This window comes from Myxococcales bacterium (genome assembly GCA_016717005.1).
Classification (GTDB): Bacteria; Myxococcota_A; Polyangia; order Haliangiales; family Haliangiaceae; genus UBA2376.
On sequence record JADJUF010000001.1, the window covers coordinates 1145571 to 1164462 of the forward strand.

Sequence of the window (18892 nt, forward strand, 5' to 3'; positions counted from 1 at the left end):
CGCATGATCTACCGTCGAGGACCGTGAGCAGGCGCCCGCGTTTTCGCGCTCGGCTCGTCGCACCGATGATCGTGGCCGGCGCCGTCATCGGCTGCGGCGACCCACCCCCGCTGCAGGCGCCGACGGCGCCGCGCGCCAAGGTCCGCCTGCGCGCCTTCACCGAGACCGCGCCGGCGTCCGAGGTCGTGGCGCTCGGGGGCGACGTCTTCATCGTCAAGGGCGCGACGCTCGAGCGCTGGCGGCCCGACGGCAGCGTGCTCGAGATGTCGGCCACCCACGGCCTGCCCGGCCCGCAGGTGCTGGCGCTCGCCGGCGACGTCCGCCGCGACCGGGTCTGGGTCGTGACCAACGGCGGCCTCGGCTACTACGACGGCAAGAGCGACACCTTCGAGACCCTGCCGCCGAGCCCGCTCGCGGCCGACCTGGGGCTGGCGATCGAGGCCGCGCCCGTGAGCGAGCCGACCGTGCCGCCGGTCGAGCCGAAGCCTCCGCCGACCGTGGTCGCGGCGGCCGCGAGCGACGACGGCGTGTGGATCGGCCACCCCCGCGGGCTGTTCTACGCGTCGCGCAAGGGCGGCTGGGCGTCGACCCCGATCGTCGACCCGATCACCGCGCTCCACCTCGGCCACGACGGCTGGCTGTGGGTCGGCACCGACCGCGGGCTGATCGGCCGCGACCCGAGCGGCAGGACGTTCACGTTCGGCCCGCACCAGGGCTGCGACGTGACCATCGTGCGCTGGATCGCGCCCGCCCCCGGCGCGAACGTGCTCGTCGTCGGCGAGGACGCCAGCGGCCACCAGCGCGTCGCGATCGGGCGCGCCGCCTCGTGGCGCTCGTTCAAGCTGTCGCCCTCGACCCGCTGGCTCGCGGGCGCCGCCGTCGGTGAGCGCCTGGTGGTGGTCGCGACCGACGGGCTCTACGCCCTCGCCGCGGGGCCGCCGTCGACGACGGGCCCGCTGCGCCGCGACGGCGTGCGCCTGCTGTCGGTGGCCGGCAACGACGACCCCAGCTTCCACATCGACCGCCTGCCGGCCGCGCTGCCGGCCGGCGCGCGGACGCTCGCCGCCAGCGGCGCCGACGTGCTGATCGGCACCGACGAGCTGGGCGTGGCCCGCCAGCCGCTCGACAGCGCGCGCCCGACCGCGTGGTACCGGCGCGCCGCGATGCTCGACCGCGCCGGCTCGCTGACGGTGCTGTGCCAGGCCAAGGACGACTGCTGGATCGCCACCGGCGCGCCGCGGGCGTGGCGCTGGCACGGCGGCGTCTTCATCCCGGCCGGGCCGGTCGACGAGGTCGTGCTCGGCATGGCCCGCAGCCGCGACGGCACGCTCTACGGCTTCCACCGGGCGCCCGACGGCAAGGCCATCGACCTGAGCCAGATCGAGGGCGAGACCTGGACGCCGATCAACATCCACCTCGAGACCCCGGGCACTGGCCCCGAGGTCAGCTTCGCCAAGTTCGCGCCCGACGGGCTGCTCTGGGTCGGGCTGCGCTACCGCGACGACGGCGATCTGCGGCCGTGGGGCATCGCGACGGTCGATCTCGACACCGGCGCGGTCGCGTACCACCACATGTCCGGCGACCCCGCCGATCGCAAGCTCGGCATCCTGCCGGTGCCGACGTCGGTGGTCGACGTCGCGTTCCTGCGCGAGGCCGAGGTGTGGATGGCCAGCCAGCAGGGCGCGGTCCGCATGCAGGGCGAGCGCGTGACCATCTGGAACGAGAGCTCGCAGCTCGAGTCGGAGCTGCTCAACGCGGTGGCCGTGACCTCGGGCGGCCTGGTGTTCGTGGCCACCGCCGACGGGGTCGGCACCTTCGACGGCGAGCGCTGGCGGTTCCCGCCCGAGCTGCGGTTCGCGACCAACGACCTGGTGCTGGGCGGCGACGGCCGGCTGTGGCTGGCGACCGAGCGCGGCCTCGCGATCTTCGACGGCAAGAAGGTGCGCCGCCTCGACGTGCGCCGCGGCATGGTCGAGAACCAGATCCTCGACGTCACGCTCGACGAGTTCGGCCGGGTCTGGACCCGCGGGCCGCGCTCGCTGGCGGTGGTCACGCCCTGACCGCGGCGCCAAGCGAGCCCCAGGCTCGTCCGGGGCGATCCCGATCGACGCCGGCGGACGCGCGGTCGAGGCGCGGCCGAGCCGGGACCGGGCGGAGCCGGCGAGCACCGGCCGCAGCGATCGCGCGACCGGCGCAGCGCCGCGGGTCAGCCCCGGCGCGCCCTGGGCCAGGTCGCCGCGCCGGCGCCGGCGGTCACTGGCACGTGAAGTCCCACAGGCCCCAGCCCTCGTCGAACGACGGCACGAGCAGGTGGCCGTCGTCCCAGATCAGGTTGCCGCCGCCGACGAACCCGTCGAGGAAGTGCAGCGGCACGTCCATCGCCGGGATGTCCCCGGCGTAGGCCGCCTCGTCGAGGTTGGTGTTGCGGCCGCCGTAGCCGGCGATGTGGGTCGCCGAGCCGTCGGGCGCGACCCGGTACAAGAACCCGCCCGAGGCGTAGACGATCAGGTCGTCGCCGGCGCCGACCATCGCGATCGGCAGCGACGCGCCGGGCCCGGCGATGTCGGCGTCGTTGACGTACGGCATGCTGGCGCCGGTCGCCGGATCGATCTTGATCACGCGCGTGCCGTCGAAGTTGATGCCGCCGGCGTAGAGCGCGCCGTGGGCGAACGCCAGCGCGTTGACGCCCATGAGCTCGTCGCCCAGCGTGAACACGGTCGAGACGGTGCGGGCCGCGTCGTTGGCGATGCGCTTGATCTTGCGGTTGCCGCGATCCCACAGGTAGACGTTGCCGGCGTCGTCGCTGATCGCGTCGTTGGGCGCGGCGAACCGAGCGCTGGCGCCGGGGCCGTCGACGTCGGCGGGCCGGTACACCGAGCCCGGCGTCACCTCGGTCGTGAGCGCGGTCGAGGTCCCGGCGATCGCGTGGGCCGCGCACCCGGCCGCGAGCGGATCGGACAGCTCGACGACGCCGTTGGCCCAGTCGTCGCCGGTGACCAGCCGACCGTCGGGCAGCCAGGCCAGGCCCTCGTTGGCGAAGAAGCGCGCGCCGGCGCAGGGGCCGCTCGGCTGGTAGCTGGCCGGCGCGGCCTCGTCGCCGGCGACCCGCACGAACGTCGGCGCCGCGGCGTCGAGGTCGAGCCGCCAGATCGAGCGGGCGGTCGAGACGACCAGCTGGCGGCCGCGCTGGGCGATGTTGCCGAAGCGCATCGGCGGGTCGGCCTTGGCCGGGTGCCCGCTCGGGTTCCACAGCGTCGGATCGTTGTCGGCCCGCGACCGCGGGTTGCCGGCGATCACCCGCCCGGCCGAGCAGGTCGAGCCGCCGCCGTCGTCATCGTCGGCGGCGAGCTGGGTGCACGCGGTGGTCGCGGTGGTGGCGGTGGCGGCGAACAGGACTGGGACGAGCAGCGCGAGACGCATCGGGGTTCTCCTCACACGAGCACGCGTCCATTCGCGTGCCCCCCCGCTATCGGCCGGTCGCCGCCGCGGTTGCGTGAGGAGCCCGATCTATTTCACGACCGCGACGTCGGCCGCGGCCTTGGTCCGGAAGTTGGCGTCGACGTAGTCCATCAGCTCGAGCAGGTTGGTCTCCATGCGCGCCAGGCCGCCGGCCGGGGCGTCCATGTAGAACGTGCCGCCCTCGCAGCCGTCGCCGCCGGCGGGCACCGGGACGCCGTCGACGTTGGGCCGGCAGCGGCCGTCGACGTAGACGATGATGAACTTCTGGAACCGCTGCTCGGCCGGCAGGTCGTTGGCGATCATGTAGCTCTCGAACACGGCCGACAGCGCCACCAGGTCGTCGGGCTCCTGGCCGTAGCCGTGCAGGAAGTACACGACCGGGTAGCGCCGGGCGGTGTTGGCCGGGTTGTTGTAGCCGGGCGGCAGGAAGATCGCGTAGGGCGTGTCGCGGCCGGTGGTCGGCGGCGTGAACGACTGGCCCATGCGGATCTCGCCGGGCATGCCCTCGTCGTCGCGGTCGCCGTCGGGCAGGCGCTTGTCGAGCCAGGCGAACACCGACGACACGCGGTTGATGACCTGGACCGGCGTGCCGACGTGGCGGCCGTCGCCCTGCTGGATCGCCGCGGCGCTGGCGTCGGGGTCGCCGTAGCGCACGAACACGTTGTCGGGCAGGTCGACCCACGGCACCTGGGTGAAGTCGTAGTTGGTGTCGGGGCCGCCGAGCAGGTCGCCGAAGCCGTCGTAGACGCCGCCGGCCAGGCCGAACCGCGCCATCAGCGCGCCCATGCCGGCGTTGGCCGAGACGCCGGCGTTCAAGAAGTCGCGGATGCCGGCGTCCATCCAGATGCCGACGCGGCGCCGCTCGGCGTCGTCGAGCGCGGCCAGGTTGCGCTCGAGATCGCCGGACAGCCAGCGCACGACGTTGGGCGACTGGGTCCACTGGCCGTCGCCCTCGCCGACGTCGTGGCAGGCCGGCGTCGCCGCGCTCCACTGGCAGGTCGCGGCCACGCCGTCGAGGCCGACGTCCTCGAACGGCTCGCCGACCTGGCGATCGCGATCGCCCTCGGTCCCGCGCGGGTTGCGCAGCGCGTGGTAGTCGTCGCCGGCCGGGTCGGGGTTGGTGACCGGGTCGTAGCCGGGCTCGGCCGACGACGGCACGCCGTCGACGCCGACGTCCGCGAACGGCTCGAACGGATCGGTGATGACCGGCTCGCCGGGATCGCGGCGGCCGTTGCCGTTGACGTCGACCGCCAGCAGCACCTCGGCGGGGTTCAGCTGCGGCTGGGCCGGATCGAACACGCCCAGCCCCAGGGTCGGCGCGTCGCCGCCGTCGCAGAACGTGATCACCGGCAGGCTGCCGTCGGGGTTGAACTCGCGGTCGTAGTAGCTGGTGAGCGTGATCGGGTTGGCGCAGCGATCGGCCGCGGTCCGGGCCAGGTAGGCGGCGTCGACGCCGAACGGCGCGTAGCCGTGGGCCGCGGGGTCGGGGTTGTAGAGCGCCGGGTTGCCGAGCGCGCGCGACAGGTCGCGCGACGCCTTCATGTACAGGTTGCGGCGCAGGGTCAGGCCGACGCCGTCGCCGTCCTGGTAGGTCATGTGCTCGAAGTCGCTCTTGATCTCGAACTGGTCGGCCGCGGCCGGGCGCTGGTCGTCGAGGCACAGCGCGCCGACGTCGCCGCCGTCGTCGGGCGCCGCGGTGCAGAACCCGCCGAACAGGAAGTCGCGGAACATCCCCAGCGAGTAGGTCATCGCCGGCCCAGGCTCGCCGCCGAGGTCGCCGATGAAGTCGAAGCGGTCGCGGTGGCGCAGGCCGATCGACATCGACGCGTTGCCGCCCATCGAGATGCCGACGATCGCGCGGTAGGTGAAGCGCCGGGTCTCGCTGGCGCCGGCGTCGACCGGCGCGACCACCTGGTAGGTGACCAGCTCGGGCGCGCGGAACGTGAAGCGGGCGGCGTAGGGATCGGCGTCGTCGATCGCGCGGCCGGTCACCGGCGCGAAGAACGGCGTGCCGTCGCCGACGTGGCGCTTCGCGACCACGCGCACGTGCCGGCGCAGGCCGCCGGTCGGCAGGCGCGCGGCCTTGTACGGCAGGGTCAGCTCGAACGGGCGATCGGACGCGGCGCCGCCTGGGCCGAACGTGACCGCGGGCCCGAGCGCGACGAAGCCGGCCGGGACGATGTCGTCGGCGCAGGCGATCGTGACCGCCGCGGCCGGCACCGTGGTCGCGGCCTGGGCGGCGACCGCGGCGCCCGCCAGGTCCTTGGCGCCCTTGCCCTCGACCCGGAGCACCCCGCCGGCGGTGAGCGTGCCGCTGACGCCGTCGCCGCAGGCCAGCTCGGTGGTGGGGCCATCGTCGCCGCCGCACGCGGCGAGACCGATGGCGGTGCAGATCCCCAGGACTAGGCCAGCGCGCATCGCGCGGACCGTACCACCGGCCTCGCACGAACAGGAACACATCCGCACACTTGCCGCCCCGACGAGGCGCGGCGAAAAGTTGCCCGAGCGCGGGGCGTCCGTAATCTCGGTGACTGCGGATGGCGATGAAGATCAAGGCCGACATGCACGTGCCCGCGGCGCTGCGCCGCTGGACCGTCCGCGGCGCGCTGGCCCTGGTCGTGGCCGGCGCGATCGCGTACATCCCGGCCGGCGGCGTCGACGGCCGCGCCACGCGCATGCGCCAGCAGCTCGAGGTGGCGCGCGACGAGGCCGCGACGCTGCGCGCCGGCAACCTCGCGCTCGCGGCCGAGGTGCGGGCGCTGCGCACCGACCCCGACGCGATCGAGGCCCGGGCCCGCGACGATCTCGACATGGTGTTCCCGGGTGAGATCGTGATCCGCCTCGAGCGCCCGACCGGAGGCGCGCGATGAGGATGCGGACGCTCAAGCGCGCGACGATGGTGAGCTGGGGCCCGGCCCTGGGCGCGCTCGCGTGCGCCGCGGTGGCGCTGGTGCTCGGGCCGCTCGACGTCCACGAGCAGACCCCGGGCCCGCGCGACACGCTGGTGCTGGCCGGCGTGATCGTGCTGCTCGCGGCGGCGATCACCCGGCGCCTGCAGTTCCAGCCGCCCAGCGCCCGGGCCCAGCGGGTGTCGTGGTGGCTGTCGGCGGCGCCGACCCTGGTCGACGTCGAGCTGGCGCTGGCGATCAGCGCCGGCGTCGGCGCGATCATCGCGGTCACCGGCGGCGTCGCGTCGCCGGTCCACCCGCTGGTCTACGGCGTGGTCGCGTTCGGCCTGACGCTCCTGTCGGCGCCGGGCGCGACGATCACGCTGCTCGCGCCGGTGGTGATCGAGGCCACCTGGATCGCGCGCGCCGACGATCCGCGCCGGCTGATGGCGCCGGCGGTGCTGCACGTCGTGTTCGTGGTCGCGGCCGCGTGCGCCCACGCCCTGTTCCTGCGCGGCCTGGTCGCCAGCCACCGCCGCCGGCGGGCCCTGCGCCTGGCGCGCGAGGTCCACGCGATGCACGAGCGCGCCCGCGACTACCGGCTGATCTCCGCGGCCCTGGGCCCGGCCAGCCGCGCCGCCCGGGCCCGCGACGACGAGGAGCGCCTGCTCGCGACCGGGGGCGTGTCGCTGGTCGACGACGCCACCGCGTGGATCCTGGCCACGGTCAAGCGCTCGCTCGGCGCGCGCTCGGTCGTGCTGGCGTGGTGCGGCGACGGCGACCGCCTCAAGCTCAAGGACGTGGTCTCGGATCGCGACGATCTGGTCGCGAGCGATCACCTCGCGGCCGCGGGCCTGCTCGGCGCGGTCGTGCGCGACCGGGCCCCGGTCGTGGTCAGCGCCAAGCGCGGCCAGCTGCCCTACTACGACGACGCCGCGGCGGCCGACGGCGCGGCGGTGGTCGCGGTGCCGGTGCTCGAGGGCTCGCACCTGCGCGGCGTGCTGTGCGCCGACCGGCTGGGCCGGTTCGACGACGGCGCCGCCGAGCTGATGGTCGACGCCGCCCAGCAGATCGTCCGCGCGATCTCGGCCGAGCAGGTGTTCCGCGCGGTCGAGCGCGCCAAGTACGAGCACGAGCGGTTCTTCCAGGCCGCGGCCATGCTCGGCCGCGCGCTCACGCCCGAGCAGGTCATGGACACCGCGTTCGACGCGGCCGCGGCGATCGTCGAGTACGACGGCGCGGTGATCACGCTCTACGATCGCGAGCGCGCCCGCCACCGGGTCGCGGCGGTGCGGACCCGGTCCGGGGTCGAGCCGATCCTCGACGTCACGGCCCTGGCCGAGCTCGAGTGGAAGGACAACGCCGGGCTCGCGGCGATGGTGGTCAAGAACCGCCACTACCTGCCGGCCGGCGGCGAGCCGCGCGAGGTGACCGCGCCGATCTACACCCGCAAGATCAAGCTCGACGCCGCGCGCTCGCTGCTGGTCCTGCCGCTGGTCGCCGCCGACGTCGCGATCGGCACGCTCATGCTGGCGTGCCGGGCCGAGAAGCGGTTCGGCGCCGACGTGCGCGAGATGCTGTCGGTGATCGCGACCCAGGTCGCGGTGTCGCTCCAGAACGGCCTGCTCTACAAGCGCATGGAGACGATGGCCACGACCGACGGCCTGACCGGGCTGACCAACCACCGCACGTTCCAGGATCGGTTCGCGCAGCTGCTCGACCGCGGCGCCCGCCACGGCCACGCCGCGTCGCTGCTGCTGTGCGACGTCGACTTCTTCAAGAAGGTCAACGACGGCTACGGCCACCCGGTCGGCGACGAGGTGCTGCGGCGCGTGGCGCGGGTGCTGGCCGAGGTCGCCCGCAAGATCGACATCGTCGCCCGCTACGGCGGCGAGGAGTTCGCGGTCGTGCTCGACGGCACCAGCGCCGAGCAAGCGCGCGCGGTCGCCGACCGCATCCGCCTCGAGGTCGCCAAGATCGTCGTCGACACCGAGAAGGGCCCGCTGTCGGTCACGATGTCGGTCGGCGTCGCGTCGTTCCCCGAGGACAGCCGCGAGCGCGCGGTGCTGATCGAGCGCTCCGACCACGCGCTCTACCACGCCAAGCACTCGGGCCGGAACCAGGTCGTCACCTACGCCCAGTTCGCCGCCTCGCGCTCGAAGAAGGCGTCCTGAGGCGGACGCCGCCGGCGCCGACGTGCCGTCGCGGTCGTCTTCCGAAATTCCATAGCGATCCCGGGTGGATAGGACCACGGGTCCCCGCCGGATTCCAGAACTCCTGACTCGCCGCGTCACAGAGCCTGACGCGGTCTGCCAAAATTACGTATTGATCCCGAGTGGATAGGCCCCAGGATCCGGTCCCCTCCGGATCGGAGGCCCCGAGCGGCGACCGGGTGTCAGCCGATCGCAGCTCACGCGACGAGTGTCAGCCGATCGGATCGCGGCGATCGGATCGCAGCCGCGTGCGGATTCCGCATCGACGCGTGCGGAAGCCGCGCTCCGCGACAGCCTCGCTAGCGGCGTGGGCGTGGCGCATCGACAGGATATTCCGATTTAATTACAAATGGTTGACGAGAATAAGCAGAGTTGGCCCGCGCGCTGCAATGAGCCATTCCGAACCCCGGAACCTGGAGCCCACCATGAAGACCTTCTCGCTGACCCTCCTCGCCGCCCTCACCCTCTCCGCTACCACCGCGCTCGCCAAGCCGGTCCAGCCCCCGCCCGTCGCGCCGGCGCGCCCGATGACGATCGACCACCGCGGCCCGGCGGTCCCGGCCGCCCCGCCGGTCATGACCATGCGCCCGATGGAGATCGACCACCGCGGCCCCGCCACCCCGACCCCGTCGAAGGTGGCCTACCGAGCCGAGCGCGCGTGGTCGCCGCTCGCCTCGATCACCGCCACCGGCCGCGACGACGTGATCAAGCTGCCCCGCGCCCACGCCATCGACGACCTGCGCCTCGAGGTCACCCGCGGCGCCGCCAGCGTGAAGCAGATCATCGTCACCTTCGCCAACAAGCGCAGCGTCAGGATCCCCGTCAACCAGCTGCTCCGCGCCGGCGACAGCAAGCTGATCACCCTGCCCGGCGACGCCCGCACCGTCACCCGCGTCCAGATCGAGTACGGCGCGAAGCGCCCGGCGGCCCGCGGCACCCAGCCCGCGCGCCTCGTCCTGTCGGCCCGCTGATCCCCATCCCCACCCTCATCGACCAAAGGAACACGCCATGACCACCCTCCGGACCTCCTCGATCCTCCTCGCCCTCCTGCTCGTGCCCGCGATCGCCGCGGCCGCGCCCCCCGACAAGACCGACCGCAAGGCCGACCGCAGCGACCGCACCGCCGAGCGCGGTGACCGCAAGGCCGACCGCAGCGACCGCACCGCCGAGCGCGGTGACCGGAAGACCGACCGCAGCGACCGCACGGCCGAGCGCGGTGACCGCAAGGCCGACCGCGGCGAGCGCAAGGCCGAGCGCGGTGACCGCAAGGCCGACCGCGGCGACCGCGCGGCGCTCACCCCGGCCCAGCGGGCCCAGCGCGGCCTCGAGCGCGGCAACCGGATGTTCGACCGGTTCGACGCCAACCACGACGGCGTGCTGACCCTCCGCGAGCTCCCGGCCGACACGTCGGCGCGGTTCGCCCGCCTCGACGTCAACCAGGACGGGCGCATCACCAAGGCCGAGGTCGCCGCCCGCATGTCGGCCAAGGCCCGCACCCGCGCCGGCGGCGTCCGCGGCTGGATGACCAGGACCGTCGACGGCAAGCCCGGCCCCGACGGCAAGGCCGGCCAGCGCGCCTGGCACCGCGGCGGCCACGGGCCCGACGGCAAGCCCGGCGCCAAGCCCGGCCGGTAGCGCCACCGCGGTCCATCGATGAACCGCCCGAGCCGCCAGCGCCCCCGAGGTGCTGGCGGCTCGCCGTCGTCGGGTGATGGCGCGCGCGCCGCGCTCACATGCCGTAGCGCTTGAGCTTCTCGTACAGCGTCCGCAGCCCGATGCCGAGGCGCGCGGCGGCGTCCTTGCGGTTGCCGCCGGTCTCGGCGAGGGCCTGATCGATCGCCATGCGCTCCAGCTCCTCGAGGGCCAGGGTCGGCAGCGCGCCCGATCCGACCGACGCGCCCGCCGCGGCCGGGGCCGCGGGCTCGAGCCACAGGTGCGCGTCGTCGATGACGCGGCCGTCGGCCAGGATGACCGCGCGCTCGAGGACGTTGCGCAGCTCGCGCACGTTGCCGGGCCACGGCGCCGCCACCAGCCGGGCCTGGGCCGCGGTCGACAGCGTCATGCCCGGCCGCCCCAGCTCGTCGCCGATGCGGCGCAGGAGCACCTCGGCCAGCGGCGCGATGTCCGCGGTGCGCTCGCGCAGCGCCGGCAGCTTGATCGGGAACACCGCCAGCCGGTGGTAGAGATCCTCGCGGAACGTCCCGGCGGCGATCATCGCGCGCAGGTCGCGGTTGGTCGCGGCCACCCACCGGGCGTCGGCCTCGATCGTGCGCGCGCCGCCGAGGCGCTCGAACCGGCGCTCCTGCAGCACGCGCAAGAGCTTGGCCTGCAGGTCGGCGCGGAGCTCGCCGACCTCGTCGAGGAAGAACGTGCCGCCCTGGGCCAGCTCGATGCGGCCGCGGCGCTGGCTGACCGCGCCGGTGAACGCGCCCTTCTCGTGCCCGAACAGCTCGCTCTCGAGCAGGGTCTCGGTCAGCGCCGCGCAGTTGACCGCGACGAACGGCCCGGCGGCGCGATCGCTGGCGTCGTGGATCGCGCGCGCCGCGACCTCCTTGCCGGTGCCGCTCTCGCCCAGGAGCAGCACCGTGGCCTGGGTCGGCGCGACCTTGCGCAGGGCCTCGACCACCGGCGCCATCGCCGGCGCGCCCCAGGTCAGCGCCGGGGCCGCCGCGGCCGCCGGCTCGGCGCGGGCCTTGGCCGCCAGGAGCGCGCGCCGCTCGAGCGCGCGGCCCGCGACCAGCCGCAGCTGCGCCGGGCTGCCGACCGGCTTCTGCAGGAACTCGAACGCGCCGGCGCGCATCGCCTCGACCGCGGTCTCGACGCTGCCGTGGGCGGTCAGGACGATCACCTCGACGTCGGGCTGCTCGGCCTTGATCTGGGTCAGCAGCGACAGGCCGTCGCGGCCGGGCATGCGCAGGTCGGTGATCACCAGGTCGAAGCCGTGGCGCGCCAGCTCGCCGGCCGCGGCGTCGGCGTCGCCGGCCTGGGTCACGGCGTGGCCGGCCAGCTCGAGGGTCTCGGCGACGAACTCGCGCACGCCGTCGTCGTCGTCGACCACCAGGATCCGGCTCATCGATCACCTCGGGGCAGGACCAGGCGGAACACCGCGCCGCCGTCGGCGTGCGAGCCCGCGGTGATCGTGCCGCCGTGCAGCTCGACCACGCGGCGGGCGATGGCCAGGCCCAGGCCGACCCCGCGCGCGCGCCGGGTGTGGAACGGCTCGAACACCGCGGCCTCCTCGCCCGGCGGGATGCCGGCGCCGCGATCGCGGATCGCGATGATCAGCTGATCGCGCTCGCGCGCGATCGTGACGTCGACGCGCGCGCCCTCGGGGCTGGCCTGGACCGCGTTGCGGATCACGTTGACCAGCGCCTGGCGCAGCCGCGCGGGATCGAGCGACCAGGTCGCGGGCGCGGCCTCGGCGAAGAGGTCGACGCGCCCGGCCCCGGCCTCGTCGACGACCTCGCGCGCGAGCTCGGCGGGCGCGACGGCGGCGCGGTGCAGCGCGCCGGTGCGGACGAACTCGAGCAGATCGTTGGTCAGCGCCTCGATGCGCACGGCCTCGCCGACGACCCGCGCCGCCTTGGCGTGGGCCGGCGCGCCGGCCAGCGCCTCCTCGAGCAGCTGGGCGTGGCCCTTGAGCGAGGCCAGCGGGTTGCGCAGCTCGTGGGCCAGCACCGCCGACATCTCGCCCAGCGCCGCCAGGCGCTTGCCGCGCTCGAGCTCGAGCACCATGCGCGCGCGCGCGCGCTGGCCGCGGTCGACCAGGACGCCCAGCGCGAGCACCACGATGATCGCGCCGGCCGCGGCCGCGACCAGCCAGCGGGTGTCGCCGGCGAGCTGGTCGGCGACGAGCGGCTCGAACTCGTAGACGATCGCCGTGACCCGCGCCGGCCGCGCCCGGCGCCCGCCCTGGGGCTGGACCAGGCGCAGGCGCTCGCCCGCGCGGTGGAGCCCCGGCACGACCTGGCGGCCGCGGGCGACGCCGGCCTCGGCCGCGATCGCGCCGCGCGCGTCGATCACCGCGACGTAGCGCAGGCCGTCGCCGCGCTGCTCGTCGAGGAACGCCGCCAGCTCAGCGGCGTCGAGGCGATCGGGCTGGCGCAGCTGCTCGCGCCCGGCGATGACCAGGCCCGCGGCCACGCCGCGGATCGCCGCGTCGCGCCCGCGCTCGACCGAGCGCCGGATCAGCAGCACCGCGCCCAAGAGCAGCACGCTGACGACGACCGCCAGCACCAGCGGCCCGCGCGGAGCCCAGGATCGAAACGACAGCGGCGACACCGCCGCCAGCATAGCGGCTCGCCCGCCGCCGCGCCGGCCGCGGCACAAGGCGATCGCCGGCCGCCCGCGACGCACGCAGGCGGGCCCTCAATGCCTGTCGGCGTCGACCTGCCAGCGAACGAAATCGTCCAGCACACGCAACCGAAGCGCCTACCGGCCGATAGACCGCAGCGAAGGCCCCTGGATGGGCCAACGCAAGCCGCTCGCACACCCGAGGCCCCATGAATTCCAAGCGCTCGTATCCACTCCGAACCTGGCTGGCACGCCTGGCACGGCTGGCACTGGTCCCAATCTGGCTCGTCGCCACGGCGCACGCCGCGCGCGCAGACCACTTCTGTGGCTACCTCTCGAGCGAGTGGGTCAACCACGGCAAGAACCCCATCTGCAACGACCTCCAGAGCTTCTACACCTATCATGTCTACAGCTACTGCTGCACCGGCCGGCTGCTCTACGACAACGTGATCGCCAACAGTTGCCATTACCCATGGAGCATAAGCCCGCCGCCGTCGCAGGGTGAATGCGTCGCCACCCAGGTCCCGTGCCCGGAGTGCGATGAAGTCGGCGAGACCTGCGACGGCATCGATGAGCCTGGCGCGACTCGGGCTGACGATCAATGCGGCGACGACGAGGAAGGCTGTGCAGGTCGAAATCGCGACGGCAACCCCGTCCGCTACGAGGACGGCAGCGTTGAGTCCCAAGTCCACGTGCTCGCGGCGGTCCCTGGCAATGGTGCGCTGGGGCTCAACTACGCGATCCAGTACCAGTCGCGGCTCGGACGTCGCCCCGCGGGCGCCACGGCCGACTTCTTCAAGGACCAGCACTTCCTCGGGCACGGCTGGAGCGACTCCTTCTCTGACCGGCTGATCGTGCCAACGGAGCCGGGCGAATCATCGGTGTGGATGTCGCTCGACCGTACGGTCTCGTTCGACCCCGCCGACGCCGGGGACAGCGACGGCGGCCGATACCACCTGACCGATCGTGGCGCCACCCAGTCGCCGCGCTGGGTGATCGAGTCGCGCGAGCGCGGCACCGTGAAGCAGACGTGGGAATTCAATGACGCCTCGACTCATCCGAGCGGGCCGCGCCGCGGCTTGCTCGTGGGCCGTTCTGCCACAGGTTTCAGACTCGACATCGCGCGGGTCTCTGCGACCGACTCGCGAATCACGACGGTCATCGACTCGCTGGGCCGGCGCCTGACCTTCACGTACCAGGCGACCACGGGCGCCAGCTGGATCTGGCGGCTCGATCACGTGACGTATCAAACGATGCTCGGCACTACTGCCACGACGATCGCACAGTTCAGCTATGGAACCTCACACCGGCTCGATGAGGTCGCCACGCCGACCGACTACCTTCGCTTCAACTACCTGGACGACTACCCCACGCCCTGCGCACACTGTGAGGCCCTGCTCACCGAAATCATCGCCCCGGCGTCTGCCGACGGCGCGTCACCACTCCCCGGCACGCCGCCACAACCACACGAGCGCGTGATCGAGGGCCACGCCTTCGAAGTCCTTGGGGACGGCACCCCGCGCGCGGTCGAGAGCTGGGGCCCAACTACCCACTGGGCGTACCAGTACGTAGACGGGGCAGCGACACGCCAACTCGACCTGCTGCAGCCCAAGGAGGCGTGTCCCAGCGGCACCTGCCCTGACGGCCAGGCATGCCAGACGACGGCCGCCGACCCTGACGGGACCTGCTATGTCGTCAACATTCGAGATCTGATCGACGGCAGCGTCTGGAACGTCGATCGCGGCGGCCTGCCCGACGAGAACGAATCATACATCTACGACGGCGACACGCCGATCGCGACCTACGCCCGCGGCATCATCACATCGTACCGCTTCAACGACGACGGCACCATCAGATGCCTCGTCCGCAATGACGACGACACCGAGGCGCTCGACGAGCAGGGCCAGTGCGGAAACACGGCGACAGGAGATCTCGTACAAGTACTCGAGCCGTCCTGGAGCGTCGGCCCTGGCGGCGCCGAGATCCACGACGTCACGCTGCCGAGCGCCCTTGTCGCCGGCGGCACCCGCTCGTCGACCGACTGGTACGACGAGCACGGCCTGCGGTCATTGCATCAACGCTGGGGCTGGACCCAGGACCGAGCTGGCGTGACCTGGCCCCGCGCCGAGGCCACCCGGTACGACTACGATGCCATCGGCCGCTTGGTGCGCATCGATGGCCCTCTCGACAACAACGAGGCCTACGACGTGGTCGAGACCGAGTACCACGGCGCCGGCCCCGACCTCGGACACGTCAGGTATTCTCGACGCTTCAGCGGCACAGAGTGGGTGCACACCACGTTCACGACTGAGTACCTGGAATACGACCTCCGCGGCATACCTCATCGCATTGTGGGGCCGGACGGGGTCGAGACGCGCCTCGCCACGCCCGACGGCCTATCCTGGACAGCGACCGAGGACGCCACAGGCTCGCCGGTCGTGTCGACGATCGAGCTCAACCCGGACGGCAGCGTGCGCAGCCAGGTGGACGCCGACGGCGTGTGCCTTACCTACCAGATCGACGCACGCGCCGCGCGCAGATCACCAAGCGAAGCGACCTGAGTGTGTGCGGCGTCCTTCCCATCGACCTCGACCACGGGGACGTCATCATCATCGAGCATGCGCCCGGCGATCCCGGCCGCACGCAGCGCATCGAGCAACGTCGCGATGGCGAGGTGGTGCAGCTCCTCGACGGGTTCCGCTACGACGACGGCCGCAGGCTGGTCGGGGTACCCGGCGCCAACGTCTCGGGCGAATTCGTCACCACCTACACCGACGCGCTGATGTCGCAGATCACCGCGCCGGGCTGGCCCGCTGACGGCGCCTGGAGGTCCAGCGTGGAGGCGGACGAACTCGCTCGCCCGACCGCGTTGCGTCGTCTCAAGGGCGATGGCACAGCTGCCGTCACCCGCCTGCTCTACGACTCGGCGTGGGACGGTACGCCGACGCAGGTGACCCACGGCCAGGACACCGCGATCGCGCAGCTGAGCAGCTTCCGCTACGACGACTTCGATCGACTCGTCGAAGCCACCACTCCCGACGCCGGCACGACCCGTTGGGAGCACGACGGCGCTGGCCGCCGCATCTTCGAACGGGTCGGGGTCGGCACACCCGACGAGCAGACCACCCGCACCAGCTATGACAGTCTCGGGCGCGTGCTCGCGGTCGAACGTGACGTCGACGCCAGCGCCGGCAGCACCTGCGGCACCGCCCCCGACGGCACGCCGCTGGCCAACGAGACCTACGTCTACGATGACTGTAGCTACGAGTACCACCCCCGACCCCTCGTTCCGCTGCGAACGGCCGCTGGGGCGCCTCGCGGTTGCCCGCCGCGACCTGTACTGTCAGGGTGGAGAAGCCGTGGCGCAGGTCCGTTGGTACCAGTACGGCCCGACCGGGCGGCTCATGGGCACCCGGACGTCGCTACGCACAGGCACGAGCTACGACGGTGAGAGCGGCCTCGACTATGCTTGGTCGCCGGGTGGTCGGCTGCTGAGGTACGCCATCATCGGGACCGATCAGGGCACGCGGTACAGCTACTCGGCCACCGGGGGCGTGACGGATGTCGCCGCAACGGACAGGACGCCGATCGCAACCAATGTCACCTACTCGGTCTCAGGTGCGCCGCTCGGCTACACGCTCGTCGACGATGCCACGACCCCGTACGCTCAGTTGAGCCGGGAGTACGACCAGCAGGGGATGCTCCGGCGACACGCCTGGCTCGCGCGCTCGGCGTGGCGGCGTGGCAGGATCAGGTGTTCAAGTACAATGATGCCGGCATGCTGATGACGGTCACCGACGCCGGCGCACCGGCGCACGGGCGACGGTACGAATATGATCGCTTGGCGCGCATGACCTGCGAGGTCGCGGGCGACCCGGAGACCTCCGGTGCGTGCGCGACGTCCAATCCCGCAGTACTCGGCCGCTTCACGTACCATGACGGCGCATCAACCAGCGCGCCGCCAGCTCACCGGGCGACGATGTTCACCCGGACGCCGTACCATGCGGCGACTGCCGCCGAGAGCGCCGCGTACACGCCGTGGACCAACCGGGCCCAGTCGGTGCAACGCGGCAACGACACGCTCGTCATCACCTACGACGGCCTCGGTCGCCGCACCGCCGACTACCTCGCGTCCCAGCCTGTGGCGTCCCGTCGCGACTACGCGTACTCGCCCGATGGCCACCTCCACACGACGACCACCTCCGCAGGCACGGTCACGCTCACGTACGGCATCGGCGGCGAGCTGATGTCGATCGCCGGGCCCGCGGAGACGGCGGACCTCCTGTACGACGACGGCGGCCGCCTCGTCGCTGCGCAGGTCATCACGGATGGCACGGAGCTCGACTGGGAGTATCACTACCTCGGCGACCTGCCGATCGCTGCGACGCGCCGTCGCGACCTCGGCGACGGGCCGACGGCAGACCGCCTCGGCTTCCTGCACGATCGGCGTGGCCTCATCACGCACGTTGTCACCACCAAGGGCGACTCGCTTTATGAGGCGGACCACGACGCTGCCGGCGTCGCCTCGGTCGACCGCCACGCGCGCTTCCTGTGGATGCCGTTCGCGCTGCCCGGCCAGCTCGTCCTCGCCGACACCGCCGCCACGGGGCGGGGCCCGCTCGCGGCCAACGGCGCCCGCGCCTACGACGCCGACCTCGGCATCTTCCTCGCACCCGACCCCGCCGACCCCGTCGCGCGCATCGGGCCCGAGGGCTACGCCTACGCCCGCAACAACCCGCTCCACTTCGCCGATCCGTCGGGCGGCGCGGCGATGACCTACTGGGACACCGACGACCATCCGTTCTACGGGCCTGGCCGCAGCTTCTTCTTCGAATCCGGCCAAGCATCTTGCACCCCAGACCAGCGAGCCGACGTCCAAGCGGCGATCAGGGTGGCCATCGAAGAAATCGAGAAGTGCACGAATGGAGTTTGCGGGCCATTGAGCGGCGCACTACGCGCACGCTGGCTCTTCTCGCTCTCTGTCGGTAGCTATGCGTGCGCTGCCATGACGAATGGAGCGAACGGCGGCGAGGCCGTCGTTCGAGGCAAGCGCTTCATCATCGACTCGGACGGGAGAATTAGCAACCATGGCTGGGCGTTGACGATGAGTGGCCCAGAACCAGAAAAGGACCCGCGCGGCTTGCTACGAAACAAAGTCACCCTTTTCGGGGCGGGCCCAACCTGCCTCGCGAAACTCGTCGCCCATGAGGCGCTGCATCCCGCACTCGCAAGCCTGCGCGCCGACGAGCTCTTCCAGGCGGCACCAATTCCATCCCTTGCGTTTCTCGCAAACATCGCCACAAACACCAGAACGGATGGAGCCACATCCTTTGTTAGCAATAGGTTCCCGAATAGCATGTTCCCAAACCCACGCGACGCGACAGGCAAGAAGCTAGAATACGAGCGCAACGCAGATGAGGGCTATGTCGTTGACGCCATCAAGAATTGCATCAATCGATGTCGCTAATTCGCGAGCACGGCCCGTCCGCCGCCGTCATTGCCGCTTTCGTCGGCTGCATCGGCTGCCGAGACCGTGAAATCTGGCCGACACCGCCGCAACGACGCGGGACGATGGATGCCAGTATGGCCGCGGGGACCAGAGCGCCGCTCTCCGCAGGGCCTACGATGGCTCCGCTACCAAGCGACCCACGATACGGCGAGTACATGGCGCTCGAGCCCACGCAACGAGTCTTTGAGCACTACGCACAGATAGTCCATGAGCTACTTCGCGTACGCACCCGACTCGAGCGGCTCGACTCTCAGAAGTACGCGCGATGGACCCGCGAGTACGATCAGGACATCCGGACACTTATGGCGCTCTGGTGCCCCAACACACTCGGCGACAACAACATCGACCTCGCCAACACGCCGATCGCCGACCTGTTCCCGCTGGCGTACGTCGAGACAGCGCAAGCGCTTCGGTGCGACGCGCTGATCGTCGACGGTACGATCCAGCGCGGGCGGGCCTGGACAGCGACCGCGCACAGATCACCCGACGGCGGACCAGGCACCGCGGCGCCGTAGGGCCGGGAGTCCGAC

The 18892-nt window shown here is 72.4% G+C and carries 13 protein-coding genes; 9 read left to right on the plus strand and 4 right to left on the minus strand.

Annotated features, from left to right (window positions below; genetic code table 11):
* Positions 1-65: 65 nt before the first annotated feature.
* Positions 66-2060, plus strand: a complete 1995-nt coding sequence (locus IPL61_04845) for a hypothetical protein (GenBank protein ID MBK9030656.1) — start codon at positions 66-68, stop codon at positions 2058-2060.
* A 193-nt stretch (positions 2061-2253) separates the two neighbouring features.
* Here the strand turns inward: IPL61_04845 and IPL61_04850 are convergent, their stop codons facing one another.
* The gene (locus IPL61_04850) at positions 2254-3420 is read right to left on the minus strand and encodes a hypothetical protein (protein ID MBK9030657.1); all 1167 of its coding nucleotides are present in this window, start codon (positions 3418-3420) and stop codon (positions 2254-2256) included.
* Positions 3421-3507: 87 nt separating this feature from the next.
* A complete protein-coding gene (locus IPL61_04855; GenBank protein ID MBK9030658.1) occupies positions 3508-5877 on the minus strand; it encodes a hypothetical protein in 2370 nt (789 codons plus the stop codon).
* Between the two features lie 125 nt (positions 5878-6002).
* On the opposite strand from IPL61_04855, the gene IPL61_04860 reads away from it, so the two are divergent.
* The 4 genes from IPL61_04860 to IPL61_04875 all read left to right on the plus strand — a co-directional run bounded on the left by IPL61_04860 (position 6003) and on the right by IPL61_04875 (position 10195).
* Positions 6003-6329 (plus strand): septum formation initiator family protein, encoded by a 327-nt coding sequence (locus tag IPL61_04860; protein MBK9030659.1) that lies wholly within the window; start codon positions 6003-6005, stop codon positions 6327-6329.
* Positions 6326-8521, plus strand: a complete 2196-nt coding sequence (locus IPL61_04865) for a sensor domain-containing diguanylate cyclase (GenBank protein MBK9030660.1) — start codon at positions 6326-6328, stop codon at positions 8519-8521. The genes IPL61_04860 and IPL61_04865 overlap by 4 nt, the downstream gene beginning before the upstream one ends.
* Before the next feature lie 308 nt (positions 8522-8829).
* The gene (locus IPL61_04870) at positions 8830-9531 is read left to right on the plus strand and encodes a hypothetical protein (GenBank protein MBK9030661.1); all 702 of its coding nucleotides are present in this window, start codon (positions 8830-8832) and stop codon (positions 9529-9531) included.
* A gap of 37 nt (positions 9532-9568) precedes the next feature.
* Positions 9569-10195, plus strand: a complete 627-nt coding sequence (locus IPL61_04875) for a hypothetical protein (GenBank protein MBK9030662.1) — start codon at positions 9569-9571, stop codon at positions 10193-10195.
* Between the two features lie 94 nt (positions 10196-10289).
* Here the strand turns inward: IPL61_04875 and IPL61_04880 are convergent, their stop codons facing one another.
* Positions 10290-11633 (minus strand): sigma-54-dependent Fis family transcriptional regulator, encoded by a 1344-nt coding sequence (locus IPL61_04880; protein MBK9030663.1) that lies wholly within the window; start codon positions 11631-11633, stop codon positions 10290-10292.
* Positions 11630-12841, minus strand: a complete 1212-nt coding sequence (locus IPL61_04885; protein ID MBK9030664.1) for a two-component sensor histidine kinase — start codon at positions 12839-12841, stop codon at positions 11630-11632. The genes IPL61_04880 and IPL61_04885 overlap by 4 nt, the downstream gene beginning before the upstream one ends.
* A 221-nt stretch (positions 12842-13062) precedes the next feature.
* Here IPL61_04885 and IPL61_04890 point away from each other — a divergent pair, with 221 nt between their 5' ends.
* The 4 genes from IPL61_04890 (at position 13063) to IPL61_04905 (ending at position 18877) form a co-directional block, all read left to right on the plus strand.
* Entirely contained in the window at positions 13063-15414 is a 2352-nt protein-coding gene (locus IPL61_04890) for a hypothetical protein (protein MBK9030665.1), read from the plus strand.
* Between the two features lie 2 nt (positions 15415-15416).
* A complete protein-coding gene (locus IPL61_04895; protein ID MBK9030666.1) occupies positions 15417-16304 on the plus strand; it encodes a hypothetical protein in 888 nt (295 codons plus the stop codon).
* A gap of 327 nt (positions 16305-16631) precedes the next feature.
* Entirely contained in the window at positions 16632-18320 is a 1689-nt protein-coding gene (locus IPL61_04900) for a hypothetical protein (protein MBK9030667.1), read from the plus strand.
* A 197-nt stretch (positions 18321-18517) separates the two neighbouring features.
* A complete protein-coding gene (locus IPL61_04905; GenBank protein MBK9030668.1) occupies positions 18518-18877 on the plus strand; it encodes a hypothetical protein in 360 nt (119 codons plus the stop codon).
* The last annotated feature ends 15 nt before the right edge of the window (positions 18878-18892 follow it).

Excerpts from the sequence above, each read along its gene's own strand:
- IPL61_04860 (MBK9030659.1), top strand. The coding sequence starts at position 6,003 with ATGAAGATCAAGGCCGACATGCACGTGCCCGCGGCGCTGCGCCGCTGG.
- IPL61_04905 (MBK9030668.1), top strand. The coding sequence starts at position 18,518 with ATGGCGCTCGAGCCCACGCAACGAGTCTTTGAGCACTACGCACAGATA.
- IPL61_04845 (MBK9030656.1), top strand. The coding sequence starts at position 66 with ATGATCGTGGCCGGCGCCGTCATCGGCTGCGGCGACCCACCCCCGCTG.
- IPL61_04900 (MBK9030667.1), top strand. The coding sequence starts at position 16,632 with ATGCTGATGACGGTCACCGACGCCGGCGCACCGGCGCACGGGCGACGG.
- IPL61_04875 (MBK9030662.1), top strand. The coding sequence starts at position 9,569 with ATGACCACCCTCCGGACCTCCTCGATCCTCCTCGCCCTCCTGCTCGTG.
- IPL61_04850 (MBK9030657.1), bottom strand. The coding sequence starts at position 3,420 with ATGCGTCTCGCGCTGCTCGTCCCAGTCCTGTTCGCCGCCACCGCCACC.
- IPL61_04855 (MBK9030658.1), bottom strand. The coding sequence starts at position 5,877 with ATGCGCGCTGGCCTAGTCCTGGGGATCTGCACCGCCATCGGTCTCGCC.
- IPL61_04890 (MBK9030665.1), top strand. The coding sequence starts at position 13,063 with ATGAATTCCAAGCGCTCGTATCCACTCCGAACCTGGCTGGCACGCCTG.
- IPL61_04865 (MBK9030660.1), top strand. The coding sequence starts at position 6,326 with ATGAGGATGCGGACGCTCAAGCGCGCGACGATGGTGAGCTGGGGCCCG.
- IPL61_04880 (MBK9030663.1), bottom strand. The coding sequence starts at position 11,633 with ATGAGCCGGATCCTGGTGGTCGACGACGACGACGGCGTGCGCGAGTTC.